Source organism: Polyangium sp. 6x1 (assembly GCF_029946515.1).
Lineage (GTDB): Bacteria > Myxococcota_A > Polyangia > Polyangiales > Polyangiaceae > Polyangium.
Map to the genome: position 1 here is coordinate 133,630 of NZ_JARZHH010000023.1, position 16,666 is coordinate 150,295.

At 68.8% G+C, this 16,666-nt stretch carries 10 protein-coding genes; 4 read left to right on the forward strand and 6 right to left on the reverse strand.

Going from position 1 to position 16,666, the window contains the following annotated elements:
- Positions 1-214 precede the first annotated feature (214 nt).
- Both speA and QHF85_RS22410 read right to left on the reverse strand, forming a co-directional pair.
- On the reverse strand, positions 215-2,149 hold the full coding sequence (speA, locus tag QHF85_RS22405; RefSeq protein WP_281329308.1) for a biosynthetic arginine decarboxylase: 1,935 nt from the start codon (positions 2,147-2,149) through the stop codon (positions 215-217).
- A gap of 261 nt (positions 2,150-2,410) precedes the next feature.
- Positions 2,411-2,779 (reverse strand): hypothetical protein, encoded by a 369-nt coding sequence (locus tag QHF85_RS22410; RefSeq protein WP_281329309.1) that lies wholly within the window; start codon positions 2,777-2,779, stop codon positions 2,411-2,413.
- Between the two features lie 281 nt (positions 2,780-3,060).
- Here QHF85_RS22410 and QHF85_RS22415 point away from each other — a divergent pair, with 281 nt between their 5' ends.
- Both QHF85_RS22415 and QHF85_RS22420 read left to right on the forward strand, forming a co-directional pair.
- The gene (locus QHF85_RS22415; RefSeq protein ID WP_281329310.1) at positions 3,061-3,555 is read left to right on the forward strand and encodes a ferritin-like domain-containing protein; all 495 of its coding nucleotides are present in this window, start codon (positions 3,061-3,063) and stop codon (positions 3,553-3,555) included.
- A gap of 51 nt (positions 3,556-3,606) precedes the next feature.
- A complete protein-coding gene (locus QHF85_RS22420) occupies positions 3,607-4,434 on the forward strand; it encodes a GNAT family N-acetyltransferase (RefSeq protein ID WP_281329311.1) in 828 nt (275 codons plus the stop codon).
- A gap of 476 nt (positions 4,435-4,910) precedes the next feature.
- On the opposite strand, the gene QHF85_RS22425 is transcribed toward QHF85_RS22420, so the two are convergent.
- From QHF85_RS22425 to QHF85_RS22440, 4 genes are all read right to left on the reverse strand, one after another.
- Positions 4,911-9,059, reverse strand: a complete 4,149-nt coding sequence (locus QHF85_RS22425; RefSeq protein WP_281329312.1) for a HEAT repeat domain-containing protein — start codon at positions 9,057-9,059, stop codon at positions 4,911-4,913.
- A gap of 13 nt (positions 9,060-9,072) precedes the next feature.
- Positions 9,073-11,028 (reverse strand): hypothetical protein, encoded by a 1,956-nt coding sequence (locus QHF85_RS22430; protein ID WP_281329313.1) that lies wholly within the window; start codon positions 11,026-11,028, stop codon positions 9,073-9,075.
- Positions 11,029-11,301: 273 nt separating this feature from the next.
- A complete protein-coding gene (locus QHF85_RS22435) occupies positions 11,302-12,585 on the reverse strand; it encodes a serine protease (protein ID WP_281329314.1) in 1,284 nt (427 codons plus the stop codon).
- An 81-nt stretch (positions 12,586-12,666) separates the two neighbouring features.
- The gene (locus QHF85_RS22440; RefSeq protein ID WP_281329315.1) at positions 12,667-14,028 is read right to left on the reverse strand and encodes a hypothetical protein; all 1,362 of its coding nucleotides are present in this window, start codon (positions 14,026-14,028) and stop codon (positions 12,667-12,669) included.
- Between the two features lie 181 nt (positions 14,029-14,209).
- Between QHF85_RS22440 and QHF85_RS22445 the strand changes: the two genes are divergently transcribed.
- Together QHF85_RS22445 and QHF85_RS22450 are read left to right on the forward strand one after the other, a co-directional pair.
- A complete protein-coding gene (locus tag QHF85_RS22445) occupies positions 14,210-14,932 on the forward strand; it encodes a hypothetical protein (protein ID WP_281329316.1) in 723 nt (240 codons plus the stop codon).
- 39 nt (positions 14,933-14,971) lie between these two features.
- Positions 14,972-16,468 (forward strand): hypothetical protein, encoded by a 1,497-nt coding sequence (locus tag QHF85_RS22450; protein ID WP_281329317.1) that lies wholly within the window; start codon positions 14,972-14,974, stop codon positions 16,466-16,468.
- Positions 16,469-16,666: the final 198 nt, after the last annotated feature.

Consider the following 16,666-nt stretch of genomic DNA (forward strand, 5'->3'; position numbering starts at 1 on the left):
GCGCAGTTCATCGAACGGACCAGGTCAAGATCGCGAGCGACGCCGCCAACCAAGACGGCAGCGCTGACGGTTCAACCGGCAACGCGCTACCACCGGCCTGTGGGAAGAACTGCGCATCGCGCAGTTCTTCCCCAAAAGGTCCAGGGCTGGCCCTGGTTCGGGTCCAGGGGCGAAGAGCCCCTGGTCGGGTCCGGGGTGAAACCCCGGCGCTACGTCAGAAGCTCAGGTAGGTCTGATCCTTCAGGCCGCGCTCGTAGTCGGCGAGCAGGCGCATGCCCTCGGTGGGCTTCAAGAGATCCTGCTTGATTGCGCCGTCGACCTGGGCCTTCACCTTTGCGATGAGGCTCTGCGTGTCGTACTGCGTCATCGCGAGGACTTCGCGGATTTGGTTCCCCGCGATGGTCTCCTCGATGTAGTAGCCGCACTCCTCGTCGTCATCGAGGAAGACGTGCACCTCGTTCACCCGGCCGAACAGGTTGTGGATGTCGCCCATGATGTCCTGGTAGGCGCCGGTGAGGAAGATGCCGAGGTAGTACGGCTCGTCGCCGCGCAGCGCGTGGAGCGGCAGCGTCTCCTTCACGTCGGAGAGGTCGATGAACTTCGAGACCTTGCCCTCCGAGTCGCACGTGATGTCGACGAGCGTGCTCTCTGCGCCGGGCCGCTCGTGCAGCCTGTGGATCGGCACGACCGGGAAGAGCGCGCCGAGCGCCCAGTGATCGAGCAGCGACTGGAACACCGAGAAGTTGCAGATGTACTGGTCGGCGAGCTTGTTTCGGAGCTCGACGACGTCCTCCGGGATCTCTGCGGGATCGAGCGCTGCGATGAGCTTCTGCATGCGCTCGGCGGTCTCCCAGAAGAGGGCCTCCACTCGCGCCTTCACGTCGAGGTTCAGGAGGCCGAGCTCGAACATCTTCTGCGACTCCTCCTTCGCCTGGAGGATGTCGTGCCACGACTCGGCGAGGTTCTGCACCGAGAGCGTGTCGCGCGTGTCGAGCAGGTTCCGGATGAGCTTGTGCTCCTCGGTCTGGATGTCGATCGGCGCTTCTGGGGTCTTCTCGATCGAGCCGAACGCCTGCACCACGAGCACGGAGTGGTGCGCGACGATCGCGCGCCCTGATTCGCTCACGATGTTCGGGTGCGGCACCTTCTCGTCGTCGCAGATGTCCGCGATGTTGAAGACGATGTCGCGCGCGTACTCCTCGACGGAGTAGTTCATCGACGAATGGAACGTCGAGCGCGAGCCGTCGTAGTCGATCGCGAGGCCGCCGCCGACGTCCATGTACTCGATGCGGTGCCCCATCTTGCGCAGCTTCGCGTAGTGCCGCGCCGCTTCGCGCACTGCGCGCTTGATGACGAGGATGTCCGGGACCTGCGAGCCGATGTGGAAGTGCAGGAGCTTGAACGCCGAGCTCATGCCTGCCTCTGCGAGGATCCCGCAGGCTGCGAGGATCTCCGCCGTCGACAGGCCGAACTTCGCGTGCTCGCCGCCGCTCTCGGCCCACTTGCCGGCGCCTTGCGTCATGAGCCGAACGCGGAGGCCGAGCATGGGCTCCACGTTCATTTCCTTTGCAACACGAACGATCGTCCGCACCTCGGAGAGCTTCTCCGCGACGAGGATGACCTTCTTGCCGAGCTTGCGGCCGATCATCGCGGTGCGGATGAAGTTCTCGTCCTTGTAGCCGTTGCAGACGATGAGCGACTCGTTGTCGGTGTGGACGCTGAGCCCGGCGAAGAGCTCGGGCTTCGAGCCGACCTCGAGGCCGTAGTGGTAGGTCCGGCCTGCTTCGAGGATCTCCTCCACGACCTCCTTGAGCTGGTTCACCTTGATCGGGAACACGCCGCGGTAGGTGCCGCGGAACTTGAGGTCCGAGATGGCGCGGTTGAACGCCTCGTTCAGCGTGCGCACGCGGTGGTGCAAGAGATCCTGGAAGCGGATCAGGAGCGGCGTGCGCAGGCCCTGATCACGCGCCTCTTCGACGACGTCGATGAGGGCGATCTTGCGACCACGATCTTGCAGAGGCGCCGCCGTGATGTTCCCCGAGGGGGTCACGTCGAAGTAGCCGCGGCCCCAGCGGTCGATCATGTAAAGGGCCTTCGCGTCGTCGGTGCTCCACGCGTCGGTGTCGGTGTCGTGATGGCTGCTGGTCAACGTCTTCGTCTCCCTTGGGATCCGAGGGCCATGGCCCTTGCGCGACGTGCTGTTCGAGGCAGAGCTTCCTCGCAGCGCGCGAGAAAGCCTGGGGCGGCTTTGAGCGAGAAATGCTGTGCGATGGACGTCGGTCTTCCGGTACGTCCGTGCTGCGGCTCAATACGCCAGGAAGGCCGAACCTTCAAGGGTGGGGTGCAGGGCCGAGGGGACGGGACAGACGGACGGGAGAGGAGGGGGCGAGAGGAGTTGGGAGGGGCAGGCTCAGACCTTGGCGGCCGGGGTCGCCTTGGCGCGCTTGGAAGCGGCCTTGTAGTGGTCGTAGAGGCGCGGGACGGGGTAGGCCTCGAGGCGCTTCTTGTACCCCGCGTCCTTCGACCGGTTCTCGGCCGTGAGGATGGCGTCGATGAGCTTGGCCCGGGTGCCGAACTTCTCCTTGACCTCGGAGAACGTCGCGTGGAGGCGCAGGAGCTTGGCGTTCGAGACGTGATCGAGGCCCTTGTCGCCGCCGCGGTCCGCGCTCGTACGGCCGACCCACAGGTCCTCCGTCATGAAGCCCTTGAGCGCCTCGACGAGCTTCGCCTTCTCGCCGAACTTCTCCTTGACGATCGAGAGCGGTGCCTTGCGTGCCATGTCTTTCCTCCGTTGTTGCGCGAGATCACTCGCACGGTGATGGGTAGGGGGCGCCATGTAGCAGACACGGCGGGGGGAACGCAAGGGAGGGCCGGGAGGGCGACCAGGGCGCACGGTTTTGCCTGGGCTCGCGCGCCTCTCGAAAGGCCGAGCCCGGGAGGCGCGTCTGGCAGGAAAAACCTTCCGAGGCGCGCGCGACGCTTGCGGGCGATGCGCGGCCTCGCCACGTAACCCCCGAGGGCGCGGGGCCCTCCACGGGATGAAAGGGGAAGAGGCGGGACATGGAGGAGAAGATCATCCAGTGTCTGAACGAGCTCATCGAGCTCGATCTCGCGTGCATCGCGGCCTACGAGATCGCGCGTGCGGTCTCGAGGGACGAGGAGATCCAGGGGAAGTTCTCCGAGTTCCAGGAGGACCACCTCCGGCACGTGCGCGAGCTCAGCGAGCACGTGCGCCGCGCAGGCGTCACGCCGCCGACCGAGCTCGATACGAAGGGCTTGGTCATCCGGGGCTTCACGATGCTCGCCTCGCAGGAGGATCGGACGGCCGTGCTCGCGATGCGCGGCAACGAGGAGCTGTCGAACAACGCGTACGCGTCGGCGCTGCAAGCGGGGCTGCCAGAGGAGATCCGCTCGCTCGTCGCGTCGAACTTCGAGGACGAGCGGCGGCACATGAGCTGGATCCGCGGCGCCGTCTTGCTCCGCGGCTGGGACGTCGAGCAGCCCGAGATCCGCGAGCTGTCGGCCGAAGCCCGAGGGGCCCGCCGGGCAGCTTGACGAGGCCCGCGCGAAGGCGCGTGGCAGGACTTCGATGATACGCTCCCGCCCATGCCCGCGTGTTTCACGGCGAGGCCCGCGACGGCCGCCGATTACGAGGCGTACGCCCGCCTGTTTCCCGAGCTCGCGACGGACGATCCCACGCTGCCGCGCGAAGTCTGGGGCGCGGAGCTCATGCCCCAGACCCTGATCCTGGAGCAGGGGAGCGAAATCGTGGGGTACGCGTACGTGGTGGCGCTGAAAGAGACGGGATACGTGCGCCACGTGGTCGTCGCGCCGGAGGCCCGCGGCCGAGGCGCAGGGCGCGCGCTGATGCGGGCGAGCGCCGAGCGATTGCGCGCAGCCGGCTGCTCGCGCTGGTGTCTCAACGTGAAGGTCGACAACACCGTGGCGATCGCGATGTATTCGTCGGTCGGCCTGGAGAAGACGTACGAGTCGACGCCGATGCGGCTCGGATGGGACGTGGTCGAGCGCCTGCCAAGCGGGGAAGAGGGCATCACGGCGCGGAGGATCGAGCCCCGGGAGGACGCGGCGCTGGAGGCAGCGTTTGGCCTGCCGATCGGTTCGATCGCGACGAGCCGCGCGAGAGCAGGGTGGGTGCTGCTGCGGCTCGTGGACGCGGCGCGGCCGGAGGAGGCGCGCGTGGGGTTCGCCTGCTTCAACCCGTCGTTCCCAGGGTCGTTCCCGTTCCGCGTGGCAAGGCCGACGCTCGTGAAGCCACTGCTCGAAGCCGTCCGGCCTCACGCGCGGCCCGAGGACGATTTCACGCAGGTCGTCGTGGAGAACGACCCCGCGACGAAGCGCATGCTCATCGATGCAGGCGCTTCGGTGCGGATGGAGATCATGAACATGGAAGGGCCGATCCCGGAGCGGGTTTGATCGAGGAGGCGCCTCGCTGGGGCTTTGCCCCAGGCCCCACCAGGAGCTGTCCGCTCCTGGACCTGGACCAGCGCAAGCGCTGGACTCGGGGTCGATGAACTGCGCGATGCGCAGTTCATCGAATGGGCCGGGTCAAGACCACGAGCCCTGCCAACCAAGACAGCAACGCTGACGGTTCGGCTGGCACCGCGGTTCCAACAGGAGCGCCGCTGCCAACCAAGACAGCAACGCTGACGGTTCAGCTGGCGCCGCGGTATCAACGGCCTGTTGGAAGAACTGCGCGCAGCGCAGTTCTTCCACGAAAGGTCCAGGGCTGGCCCTGCAAAGAGGGGGCGGACAGCTTTAAAAAACTCTCCCCGCATCGACTGCGCTTTGCGCAGTCGATGCCCAGAGGTCCAGGGCTGGCCCTGGTCCGGGTCGAGGGGCGGATAGCCCCCGCGGGGCCCGGGGCAGCGCCCCGGCGAGGCGCCCTCAGCTCAGTTCGTGGCTTTTCCGGCGAGCAGATCTGCGGCCGTCTTGCGGATGCGGGGCTCGGGGTCGCTCGTGGAGAGCTTGCGCAGGATGGGCTCGGCGGCGGCGCGATCGAGCGAGGCCATGGAGAGGGCTGCGGCCTCGCGCACGAGGGCGTACGGGTCGTCTTGTGCGATCGTGGTGAGCGTCTCGAAGGCGACCCGGCCATTGGCGCCTGCGCCGAGGCGGCCGAGCGCTTCGGCGGCGCGTACGCGGAGCGGCCAGCTTGGTGCTTCGCGGCCGAGGCGCGCGACGGCGGCGATGGTGGCCGGGTGCTTGACCTTGCCGAGTGCGGCGAGCGCTGCCCGTCGCACGCTCTCTTCGGGATCGGAGAGTGCGTCGATCACGGCGTCCTGCGCCTCTTTTTCGTGCCTCCGCGCGAGGAGCTCGACTGCGCGTGTGCGGACCTCGAGCGCTGGGTGGCGGACGAGTGCGACGAATGCGGGCACGACGGCTGCGGCGATGCGCTCGATTGCGGCTGAGCTCGCGCGCGCTGACTCGGGATCGAGTTTGTCGTCGGGGCCGAGCAAGGGCGCGAGCGAGAGATCCACGTCGCTTGCGAGGAGCGCGTCTGCGACGACGCGGGCGCGATCGGGCGAGGTCGAGGCTGCGGCCACGGCTGCTCGTTCGAGCGAGGGCGCGAGGGCGACGAGCGCGCGGGCGCGGGCTGATGCGAGGCGCGCTGCGTCGGGGCCGAGGCCCGCGAGGATCTCCTTCATGGAGAGCGGACCATCCGGCACTGGCAGGGCCTCGCCCGTGCGGGAGAAGTTTTTCGTGGCGAGCGCGGTTGCGGCGGCGACGGCGGTGCGGCGCATCGACTCGTCGGTCGCGAAGAGGCTCGATGCGAGGGCGTTCTCGGCGGAGGCGCTCTGCGCGGCGTCGCCCTTCGGCGCGAGGCGCGCGAGGGCCACGAGGGCCGCTTGCCGGAGGACGGGCTCGTTCGCGTCCGCGAGCGCGACCAGCATGTGCAGGTTCTCGCTCTGGGCGATGCCGAGCTCCGCGAGTGCGTGCACGGCTGCTGCGCGCGCGGTGGCGCCGGCTTCGGGCGCGCGGGCGAGGGACACGAGCGCGGGGGCGTACTTCTTGTCGTGCGTGAGGCCGAGGCCGAGGGCCGCGACGCCGCGCACCTCCGGCGAGGTCGAGCCCAGCAGTTTGACCAGCAAGGGTTCGGCCTTCTTGTCGCCCATGCGCGCGACGCCCCAGGCCGCGGCGACGGCGATGGAGTCGCTCGGCAAGAGCGCTGCGCCCGTGTCCTTCGGCGCGAGCATCTGCTCGTAGCGCGGCAGGATCGACGGATCGCGCAGGGCGCCGCAGGCGATCATGGCCCGCACGCGCAGGCTCTTGTCGGCCTGGCCCGTCGCGTAGTTGTAGAGGGCCGGGCCTGCGCTCTTGTTCTCGACGTACGCGAGCACCTCGATCGCGATCTTCTGCTGCGACTCCTTGTCGTCGGCGAGCGCGTCGAGCAGCGGCTTGATCGCGCGGGCCCCGATCTTCCCGAGCTCCGCGCGGGCCGCCTTCGCCGCGGGCGACGCGCCGCCCTCGTGCCGCACCTTTTGCACGAGCGGCAGGGTCATCGCGCCGTAGAGCTCGACGAGCAGGCGCCGGTAGATGCCCTTCTGCGGGTTGCCGACGGCGACCGGTAAGAGCTCGCGTTCGAGTGACTCGAGCGAGTTCTTGCCGAGGTTGATCTGCATGCTCATGCGCGCCGCGCGCGAGACGAGCTCCTCGTCGGGGGACGAGCGCACGACGCGGCGGAAGAGGCGATCGGCCTCGTCGACCTGGCCGCTCGACAGGAGCAGCTCGGCGAGGTCGAAGTAGACTGGGAAGAGCCGGTCGTTCCTCTGGATCGCCTGGCGGTACTCGGCGATCGCGTGGACGTAGTCCTGCCTCCGCCGGTACATGTCGCCGAGCTTCTGATGGCCGTTCGCGTCCTCGGGCGAGAGCTCGACGGCGCGCGCTGCGTACTTGATCGAGTCGTCGTCGCGGTAGAGCTCGGCCGCGTACTGGGCCATGCGCTGGTAGAACTCGCGCGCGCGCTTCGGGTTCACCTCGACGAGTTTTTCGAGCACGCCGATCGCGCCGAGCAGGTTCTGCTCCAGCACGAGGATTCGTTCGAGCGCGAGCAGGCTCTCTTCGTCGCCGGGCGCGAGCTCGGTGACCTTGCGCAGCGTGGCCTCGGCGTCGGGGAGGCGATGCAGGCGGCGTTGCACCTCGGCGAGCAGCCTCCCGGCTTCGAGATCCGGCGGGGTTTGGTTGAAGCGCGCGGTGAGCGGCGCGACGCGGCTCGGCAGCTCGTGCGCGAGCGACCACAGGCTCACGATGTGCGTGCGCGCCTCGCGGGCGAGCAGCTTGTCGTTCTGGGCGCCGGCGAGCAGCTCCTCCCAGATGACGCGCGCCTCGGCGTACCGCGTCCCGGCGCCGCCGAGCGACGCGGCCGTGCGCTCGATCGCGACCGCGAGGTTTTTCTTGTACCGGACGTTGGTCGGCTCGAGCTGGACGGCCTCACGCAGAGCGTTCAGCGCTTCGAGTGGCATGTCGTGGTCGAGGTAGACCTCGCCGAGGAGGGAGTTTGCCCGCGCGCGGTTCGGCACGACCTGCTTGATGCGCGCCCACGTCTCCAGCGCCTTTTTCTTGTCGCCGGCCTGGTAGTACCGATCGCCGAGGTCGACGATGTACGTGTGGTCGGCGCCGCCCGAGGCCGCGAGCTTTTGCAGGACCTTGAGGGCTTTGTCCTTCTCCTCGACGCGCTCGTAGAAGTCGGCGACGGCGGCGAGGATCTCGGGCTCGCTGCCGACGCGCGCTTCGAGCTCGGTGAGCAGCTTCAGCGCCTTCGGGCGATCGCCGCGCTGGATGAGCGTCTCGCAGAGCTCGAAGACGAAGTCGGGGTTGCCGGGCGCGGCCTTGATGAGCGCCTCGTACTCCTTGATCGCCGCGTCGAGCTCGCCCGCGGTCTGCAAGAGGTGCACGAGCTTCAGGCGCACGTCGATCGCGCGGCTGTCGATGCCGAGCACCTTGCGGTACGTGGCGATCGCCTTGTCGACGTCGCCCGTCTCTTCGTAGAGACCGCCCAGCGTGGCGAGGCGCTGCGCGTCCTGTGCCTTCTCGGCTTCGAGGATCGGGATGAGCTCGGCGAGCTTGCCCTCGGCGCGGAAGGCGTCGGTCATGATGACCAGGATCTCGGCGCGCACGCCGGCCGCGCCGCCCGCGACCGTGAGCGCGCGCTTGAGCACGCTCAGCGCCTCCTCGGTCTTCTTCTGCCGCGCGAGGACCTGGCCGAGATCCCGGAGCGCAGGCGCGAGCGCGCGGTTGTCGCCGGCGGCGGCCTTCACGAGCTCGCGGAATTCCACCTCGGCGCGATCGTAAATCCCGCGCGCCAAGAGCTCCCGGCCGAGCTCGGCCTTCACGAAGAGCGAGCCTTGCGCGGCCTTCACGAGCGCGTCGTGGTGCTTCTTCGCAGCCTCGAAATCCTTCAGATCGAGGCAGAGCCCGAGGAGCGTGCGCGTCGTCTGCTCCATGTCCGGGCCGGGCTTGAGCAGGGCGAGGGCCTTTTCGTAGCTCGTGCGGGCGGCGGACTTGTCGCCGCGCTCGGCCTGGAGCTGCGCGAGGGCGAGGATGGCTTGCGGATCGTTCGGCTTCTCGGCGATCGCGGCCTCGTACGTCTTGACCGCGTCGTCGGGGCGGCCGTCGAGCTTGTAGATGCCGGCGAGCGCGACCTTCGCGGCCCAGGCGTCGGCGCCCGGCGTGGCGGCGCGTTTTTCGAACTCCTCGACGAGCTTCTTGATGTTGCCGTCGCGCTCCCGATAGAGCTGCGAGAGGCGCTGGAGCGGGAACGGCGCGCTCGGCTGCGAGATGACGATCGCCGTGTACCGCGCGATGAGCGCGTCGCTGCCCGGGCCTTTGCCCGTCGGCTCGGCGTCGCCTTGGGGCTGTTTCGGCTGCTTCGGCTGCGCGGGCCTACCGCCCCCGCCGCCGGGCTGCGGGTTCGGCTTCGGGGGCTTTTTGCGGTTGCGCCCGGACGGGTCGAAGTCCGCGGCCTCGGCGCCGGGCGGCGCGAGGACGGTCGCGGCGAAGGGCAGGCCGAGGAGCAGGCAGCCGGCGAGGACGTGGGAGCGCACGAGCGGGAGGGTATCACGTGGAGCCGCGGCGAGCCTGCTCGCGGAGGGGCGCGGAAGCGCCGGGCCGTCCGTTTTGGCGCTGTTCGTTCGGGCTCGTCCCAGGGCCGGACGCCCGAGGCTTGATGATCTCACGGAGCAGATCGGGCCTCGAGGCGTCGCGCACCAAGTGCGGATATTTTTCCCCCTCGGTGTAGTTCACGAAATACGTCCTGTAAAACCCCGCATTTTCCACCAGCAGCTCGAGGGGCTTCCGTGTCTTCTTGGCTGTCCGCAGGGCGCTTCGGAGTTCGTCGGCCGACCACTGCCGTCCGTTCACCGCGATCAGCTTCATGCCGGGCGCAAGGCCGGCCCGCGCCGCTGGCATACCGTGGACGGCGTCCAGGATCTGCCCGTCCTCGTTGCGCGTACGGACCCTCAATCCGATCGAGTAGCTGAAGTCTGCGACCCGTCGATACTCCCTATCGATGACCTCCGCGATTTCGTTGGGTTTGTCGGTGTAGGTCAACTTCCACCCACTTGCTTCGATGCCTCCGAGGGGAGCGCGCGGCGACGTGGAGCTCAATCGAGCGTCGAAGAAACCCTTCCAGTCGTAGGGAGCCACGGCTTGGAGGGCGGAGACCAGCTCGTCGAGCGTGTAGGGCTCGAGGCCTGGGACGCCGTTGCTTCCGCCGTAAAAGCGGCGGAGGAAGTCGTCGAGCGACCGCCGGTTCTGGGTCTGGCGGCGGATGATTCCGTCGGCTTCCAGCCAGATCAGCAGGCCTTCATTGTAGAAATCGGTGCCCCGCCGCCAGGATATCCATGCCCCCGGCGCGTTGTAGAGAACCTGCGCCGAGACCGCCGTGTCTGCGAGGGGTCGCCACGTGCGTCCTGGCCGGGCGCGATCCAGCGTTGCAGCGGCGCTCGCAAGATCCTCCCGAAACTCCTCGGGCGTGTAGAGGCCGCTGCGGGCCGAGAGCACGTTTCCAAGGTGTTCTGTGAGTCCTTCGTAGACCCACAGCAGGTTTCCCTTCATCGGCTGCTCGAAATCGGGCGTCGCCAGGCCGGCGGGGCGCCGGTATTTTCCGTTCCAGGCATGCACGAACTCGTGCGCGAGCACGTTGCCCGTCAACTGCCGCAAGCCGTCGGTGCGGAGGGAACGCTCCGGCGTCCGGTTGTCACTGGATTCATGGTGCTCGAGCCCGAGGAAACCGCCCACGTGATCGCTGAGCGATAGCAGGAAACGGTAACTGCGATAGGGATGCGTGCCGAAGAGGGCATTCGCCTCGGCGACCAGCCTTCCACAGTTTTCGACCATGGACGCCGGCATTTCCAGCGCCGACTCCGAATCGCCGGCCATGTCGATCTGGTGAGACGGTAGGCCGGAAACGCGGAGCGGAATCGTTCGAAAATGAGCCCCGCCGAGGACCGGGGAGTCCACCAGTGTCGTCAGAGAGACGGGCGCAAACTCGATGGTCTCCCCGCTCTGCTTTGCCACCGGGAGCGCGGTGCCGAACTTCCACCCGGCAGGGAGGCGCAACGTGGCGGCATAGGTCAGCTCGCCCGGCGCGCGACCCTTGGGAGAGAGCAAGACCTGGTTCCAGTTCAATACAGCGAGCTGCGCGCTGGCCGTCGAACCCTGGTCTGCTTGGCTGGGGGAGACGTAGTCGAGCTCGACCTCGAGGGCATTCGCTCCGGCAGGCGCCTCCAGATGGAAGGCATACATGTCCACGTCGTCGCGTCTCCAGGCGAGCGTCTTGCCAGCGGCGGTGAACTTCAGGCCCACGAGGTTCTCGATCGGGCCGGTCGGGCCGTGCTCGCCGGGAATCCACTTGGGATACACCAGCGTCAGAGGCCCCGGCGTCGCGGGGATCACCAGCCGGGCATGAAAGATTCGGCGGGGCGCTTCGCTCAAGTCCACGCTCAGGCGAATGGTCTCTGCCGCCGCGCTCCTCACGCCGATCGAAATCAACGCGACCGCGACCCAGCTCATCCCGATTCTGGTCAGGGAATGATTTCGCATGGATGCCCCCCGGGAGGCTTCTCCCATGTCGCCCCACGAAAATGGTAGGGGGCTCGTCCGTGGTCGTCAAATGGGGCTCGAGACGTCAGGGGCACGTTCGCGCTCCTACGCCGGGGCACCCGGAGCAGATCCAGAAAAAGGGGCGCCTATCCGGTGAACGCGAAAGGTCTCGTTTTCCGCGGCGCGTCCGCCCGGATCCTTTTTAGTGCGCTGTAGAGACGGAGGCTTCTGCCTCCTCGGATTTCATTCGTATCCGGAGAGGCGCCAGTGCCCCTGCTCGAAGCGGAAGCGCATCGTCCGACGCTCGCCCGAGCCGAGATCCATGCCGACGCGCACGAAGCCGCGATCCTCGTAATCACGCACGTCCTTCTCGACGACGCGCGAGCAAGGATCCCCCGTGATGCCCTTTTGCCGCTTCAGGTCGACGTAGAGGTACGCGAACGTGAGCCCGCGCAGGTGCTCCATCACGTCGCCTTTTTTCACGGCGGACACGAGCTCGCCAAAGGCCTCCTCGTTGACCTTGGGCTTGCCCGGCGTCACCTCGCCCGTCTCGTCGTTGCGCTCGGGAGGCCCACTCTCGATGTACCGGAGCTCCCAGGTGGGCACGCCGCGCTCGGCGACGAGGCGATCCGAGACGAGCGAGACCGTGGAGACCGGGGGCTCGCCGCCGATGCTGAGCTCGTCCGTGAGCTCCTTGCACGAGGTCTGGATCTGCTTGATCGTCGCCTTCACGTCGGTCTTCGCCGGCACCTTGAAGGCGCGCTCGAGCACGCCCTTCACCGTCTCGGCGGGGACGGCGCTGTAGAGGTTGTCGTTCGAGCGCATCGTCAGGGTGTTGATGCCGATGACGTCGAGCGAGTCCTTGCGGAAGAGGGGGCCGCCGCTGTTGCCCGGATCGATCGCGGCCGTGTGCTGCAGGAACGAGGACTTGTGGCCACGCACGGTGACCGAGAAATCGGCGTTCGAGATGGTGCCGCTCGTGAGGCGGTACGATTGCTGTTCGCCGACGCGCGGATACCCCGAGGCCTGCACCGCCTCGTCGTTCTTCACGCTGCCGTCCGCGAGCGCGGCCACCGCAATGGAGCTCGTCGCCAGGCTCTCGGGCACCTTCACCACGGCGACGTCGTATTTGTCGTCGGTATAAAGGACCTCGCAATCGTTCAGCGAGGTGTGCTCGTCGAGGATGATCGTGACCTTCGGCGCGCTGTCGACGACGTGCCGGTTCGTGATCAGCACGAGGCCCTTGCCGTCCGGCGTTTTGAGGAAAAACCCGCTGCCGGTCGAGGTCCAGCCCACGCCGACGGTGCCCATGGCGTCCGGGAGGCGCGACTTTTTCACGGTGTCGACGAACGTGCTCTTCACGTCCTCGGGCAGCTCGGCCTTGACGCGCACGGTGGCCTTGCGCTGCATCTCCGGGACGTTGGCCTTGGCCGCGGGCGCCGAGGGTTCCTTCGTCTCCGGCAGAGGCGTCCCGCCTCCGCAGCCCATCAGGAAAAGAACCAGACCGAACGCGAGCCTCTGAGCCATCGGCACATTCCTCATGGTGGATGGAAATCGCGAAGCTCGATCAGACACGACTCCGAGGACGTTGGCAAGCCGTGCCACGACTCAGCGGCGGAACGTGGAGAGCGCCGCGAGGAGCGCAAAGCCGAGCGTGACGAGCGTGATCACGAGCGCGACGCGAAGCGCCGGATGGCTGTCGCGCGCGGACGCAACGATGCGTTGTTGATCTTCGGACGGAATGGCCGCGCCCGCCTCGTCGCTCGTTTCGAGCGAGACGGCCGCCGCGAGGTTTGTGTCGAGGTCGCGCTGCGACGCGCGCGTCCGCACGAGGATCAAGAGGACCTCCGCGAGGGCCGCGACGGCGACGAGGAAGACGGCCGCGCGCCGCGCCGAGGAGGCCCGCGCGTGTTCGCGCGCTTCGGCCGCGGCCGATCCGTCGAGCAAGAGCTCGAGGCGCGGCGCGGCGGTGGAGGCAGAGCGATCCGCGAGGGGCCAGGCGATCGTGGCGTCGCCGCGCTCGCCGGGATCGCCGGAGACGACGATCTGCGCGGGATCCGCAGGCAGCGCGATGTCGAGGCGGCCGCGGAAAAACCCGGCGTCGTCGCGCGTCATGGGGACGACTGCGCCGAGGATCCGGCCCGCGTCGGTGAGGACGGAGGCGTAGACGCGATCACGCGGGGCGGGCGAGACGAACGTGAGGCCGGAGCGAAGGTCGGGATCGAGCCAGATGGCGCCCGGATGCACGGGCAAGAGGCCCTCCCAGCGACCTTCGTTGCCATCGGGATCCCGCGCGGCGATCACGAGCTCGACGTGGTGCGCGAGCGGCGTGATCGTGAAGGACGCACGCCCTTCTTCGTCCGTCTGGTTTGTCTCGGGCGTGATCGTCGCCCCCGGCCCCGAGAGCGAGAGAGCGATGCGAGCAAACCCCGGCCGATACGGCGAGGCGTGCTCCGGCAAGCCCACGGAGACGTCGAGCGCCTCGGGGAAAGGCGAGACGAGGTGGCCGCGGCGCGCGCGCACGAAGAAGCGGTAATGGCCGCTCGAAATGCCGGCGATGTCGCCCGCGGGGGCGCCTTTCGGAGGGGGCGCCCGGAGCGGCACCGTCCCCTCGGCGAGGACCGTTTTTCCCTGGACGACCCGCACGTCGAGCGGGCCTGTGAGCGGCGCATTCGTCTCGACGGAGGCTTCGCCCACGCCGTCCGGGCCGAGCGAGACCGCCTTGGGCGCGAAACGCGTCCCGGCGTCCGTGCCCTCGACGGTCACGCCTTCGAGCGCGGCGACATCGTCCACGCCGAACAGCCGTCGCGCGCCTTCGAGGCGGAGGGCGAGCGTCCGGCCGCCGGCCACGGGCACGCCACGCACCCGCACGAACGGCGCGGCGTTCGGGGATCCCGGGCCAAAAAGCACGAGCGCGGTGACGGTCACCGAGGCCGCGGGGACGACGTAGGTGGCCAGGCGACCGAGCATACGAGGCGAGTTTACCCCAGAGCAGCGACCGTTCGCTGCTCTGCGAGATCGCGCAGCGAGCTCGCCTCGGGGGGTGAATCGGCCGGGCTCCGCCTGGCCGAGAGGGGGACGCGAGGCGTCCCCCTCGGGAGAGCCCGTTTGCGTTCGGGCAACGCATCCGATAGAGCAAGCGCGAGGGACGATGGGAGAGGCAAAGACGAAGAAGGGCGGAAAGAAGGCGTCTTCGGGGGACGAGGTCGTGCTGAAGCTCCGCTCGGATCCGCGCACGGAGAAGCGGTTCGAGCCGAAGAGCTCGCCCTCGGCGATCCTTTCGGTGCTCGCCTTTTCGGTGGCGGCGGTGCTCGTCGGCGCCGGGACGTACGGGCAATGGCTGCGCGACGAGGCGCTCGGGCCGCACAAGGCCGCGCCGTACTTGCTCGCGGCCGGCGCGGCGGTGCTGCTCTTGACGGCGCTGTTCGGGCCGCGGCCGGCGCTTCCGATCCGCGTGGGCGACGCGGGCGTCGCGGTCGAGAAGGGGGCGAACGAGATCGAGCGGATCGCGTGGAACGCGGTGCGCCGCATCGTGCTCGGCGATCGGACGCTGACGGTGGAGGGGGAGGGGACGTCGATCGTGATCTCCCTCGCGGCGTTGCCCGAGGCAGCCGGCAAGGTGCTGCGCGAGGCGCGTGAGCGGATCCCGGCGAAGATGGAGGACATCGCGGCGGGGGCGCTCGAGAACGCGAGTGAGGGCGCGGCCGAGACGCTGCCGCTCGAACCGGCGCAGGTCGCGGGCCTCAAGTGCAAGGCGAGCGGCAAGCTCATCGCGTTCGAGCGCGACGCACGGCTCTGCGGCCGGTGCGGCGAGGTCTACCACAAGGACGCCGTGCCGAAGCGCTGCGCGACGTGTGACGCGCGGCTCAAGTAGACCGCACACGGACGAGCGGCCTCGGGTAACCTCGGGGCCATGTCGACCTCGCACCTCGAATCTCCGCGCAAGATCCTCGATCTCGGCGCAGGCGCCGCGGCCTGCGCATGGCTCGGGGGCCCGGGCCTCGTCGCGTTCTTGACGTCGAGGCCGGCCCGCGTCGCGGTCACGCCCGTGGCGGCGACGAGCGGAGACGCGCTCGATCTTCCTCGCATCACGGCGCAGGAGGTGGCGCTGCTCTCGAAAGACGTGGCGCTCGTGCGCGACAAGGAAGGAACGGTGTGGTCGGTCCCGCTCGCCGATCCGTACCGGGTGCGCGAGGTCGTGCGTGACATGCGGACGCTCCTCGCGCGTCCTTCCGGCGAGGGCACGCTCGCGATCAGCGACGAGGGCAAGGTGCTCTCGCTGGCGCTCGGTCGCGGGGAAGTGGGCGCGCGTCCGGTCGAGATTCCGGGGCGCGTGCGCGCGGGCGACGCGGGCGACGGCGTGACGTATCTCCTCGCGGAGGGCGAGCGCGGCGGGCAGCTGCGCGTGTATCCGGGCACGGCGCCGGAGCGCGGGCCGAGCGCGCGCGTGGCGCTGCCAGTGGAGGCGGCGGAGTTCGATCAGGTGCGCGGAGGCCGCGTGTATTGCGTGGTGTACAAGCGCGGCGGCGCGGGGCTCTGCGTGGTGACGCGGGACGGGGCGAGCGCGGAGGCGTCGCTCGTCACGCTGGAGGCGTCGATCGCGGACGTGGCGGTGACGGACACGAGCGTGATCGTGGCGTTCGCGAACGGGAAGCTCGCGCTGTACGACGCAGCGGCCCTGGCTGCGCCGAGCGACGGGCCGAAGGCGCCGGTGAGCACGACGGCGACAGGCGGGAAAGGCCGGCCGCGGGTGCTCCTGGTGACGGCGACGAAGGGGGCGACGTCGCTGTGGATCGGGACGGCCGAGGGGGAGGTGATGCGCGCGGCGGTCGTCGAGGTGGCCGCGGCGCCGGAGCCGCCGAAGGCGGAGCCCGCGGCGCCGGTCGTGCAGGGGGCTTCGAACGAGGAGGTCGAGGCGCTCCGCAAGGAGATCGAGTCGCTGCGGGGGGCGCTTGGGGCGAAGGCTGGTGAGGTCGCCAGGGTGCAAACCGAGCTTGACGCGAGGGGTGGTGAGGTCGCCAGGGTGAAAGGGGAGCTCGACGCGAAGGCTGGTGAGGTCGCCAGGGTGCAAACCGAGCTCGACGCGAGGGCTGGTGAACTCGCCAGGGTGCAAACCGAGCTCGACGCGAGGGCTGGTGAGCTCGCCAGGGTGAGAGGGGAGCTCGACGCGAAGGCTGGTGAGCTTGCCAGGGTGCACACCGAGCTCGACGCGAAGGCTGGTGAGGTCGCCAGGGTGCAAACCGCGCTCGAAATCGTCGAGCGTGACCTCGCAAGGACGCGGGAAGAGCTGCGCGAAGAGCGCGCCAGGTTCGAGCAGAGCCTCGGCAAGCGGATCGACGGCGTGCTGCCCGAGCGCGTGCGCAGCGGCGTCGAGTTCGTGGTCTCGCTCGTCGAGAACCGACGCCGATAGCGTCTGGGAGCGCGTCGCTGGGGCTTTGCCCCAGGCCCCACCGGGGCTGTCCGCCCCTGGACCCGGACCAGCGCAAGCGCTGGACTCGTGGTCGATGAACTGCGCTCCGCGCAGTTCATCGAACAGCCGGGGTCAAGACCACGAGCGATCCTGCCAGCAAGACAGCCGCGCTGATGGTTCAACGGGCGACGTGGTACC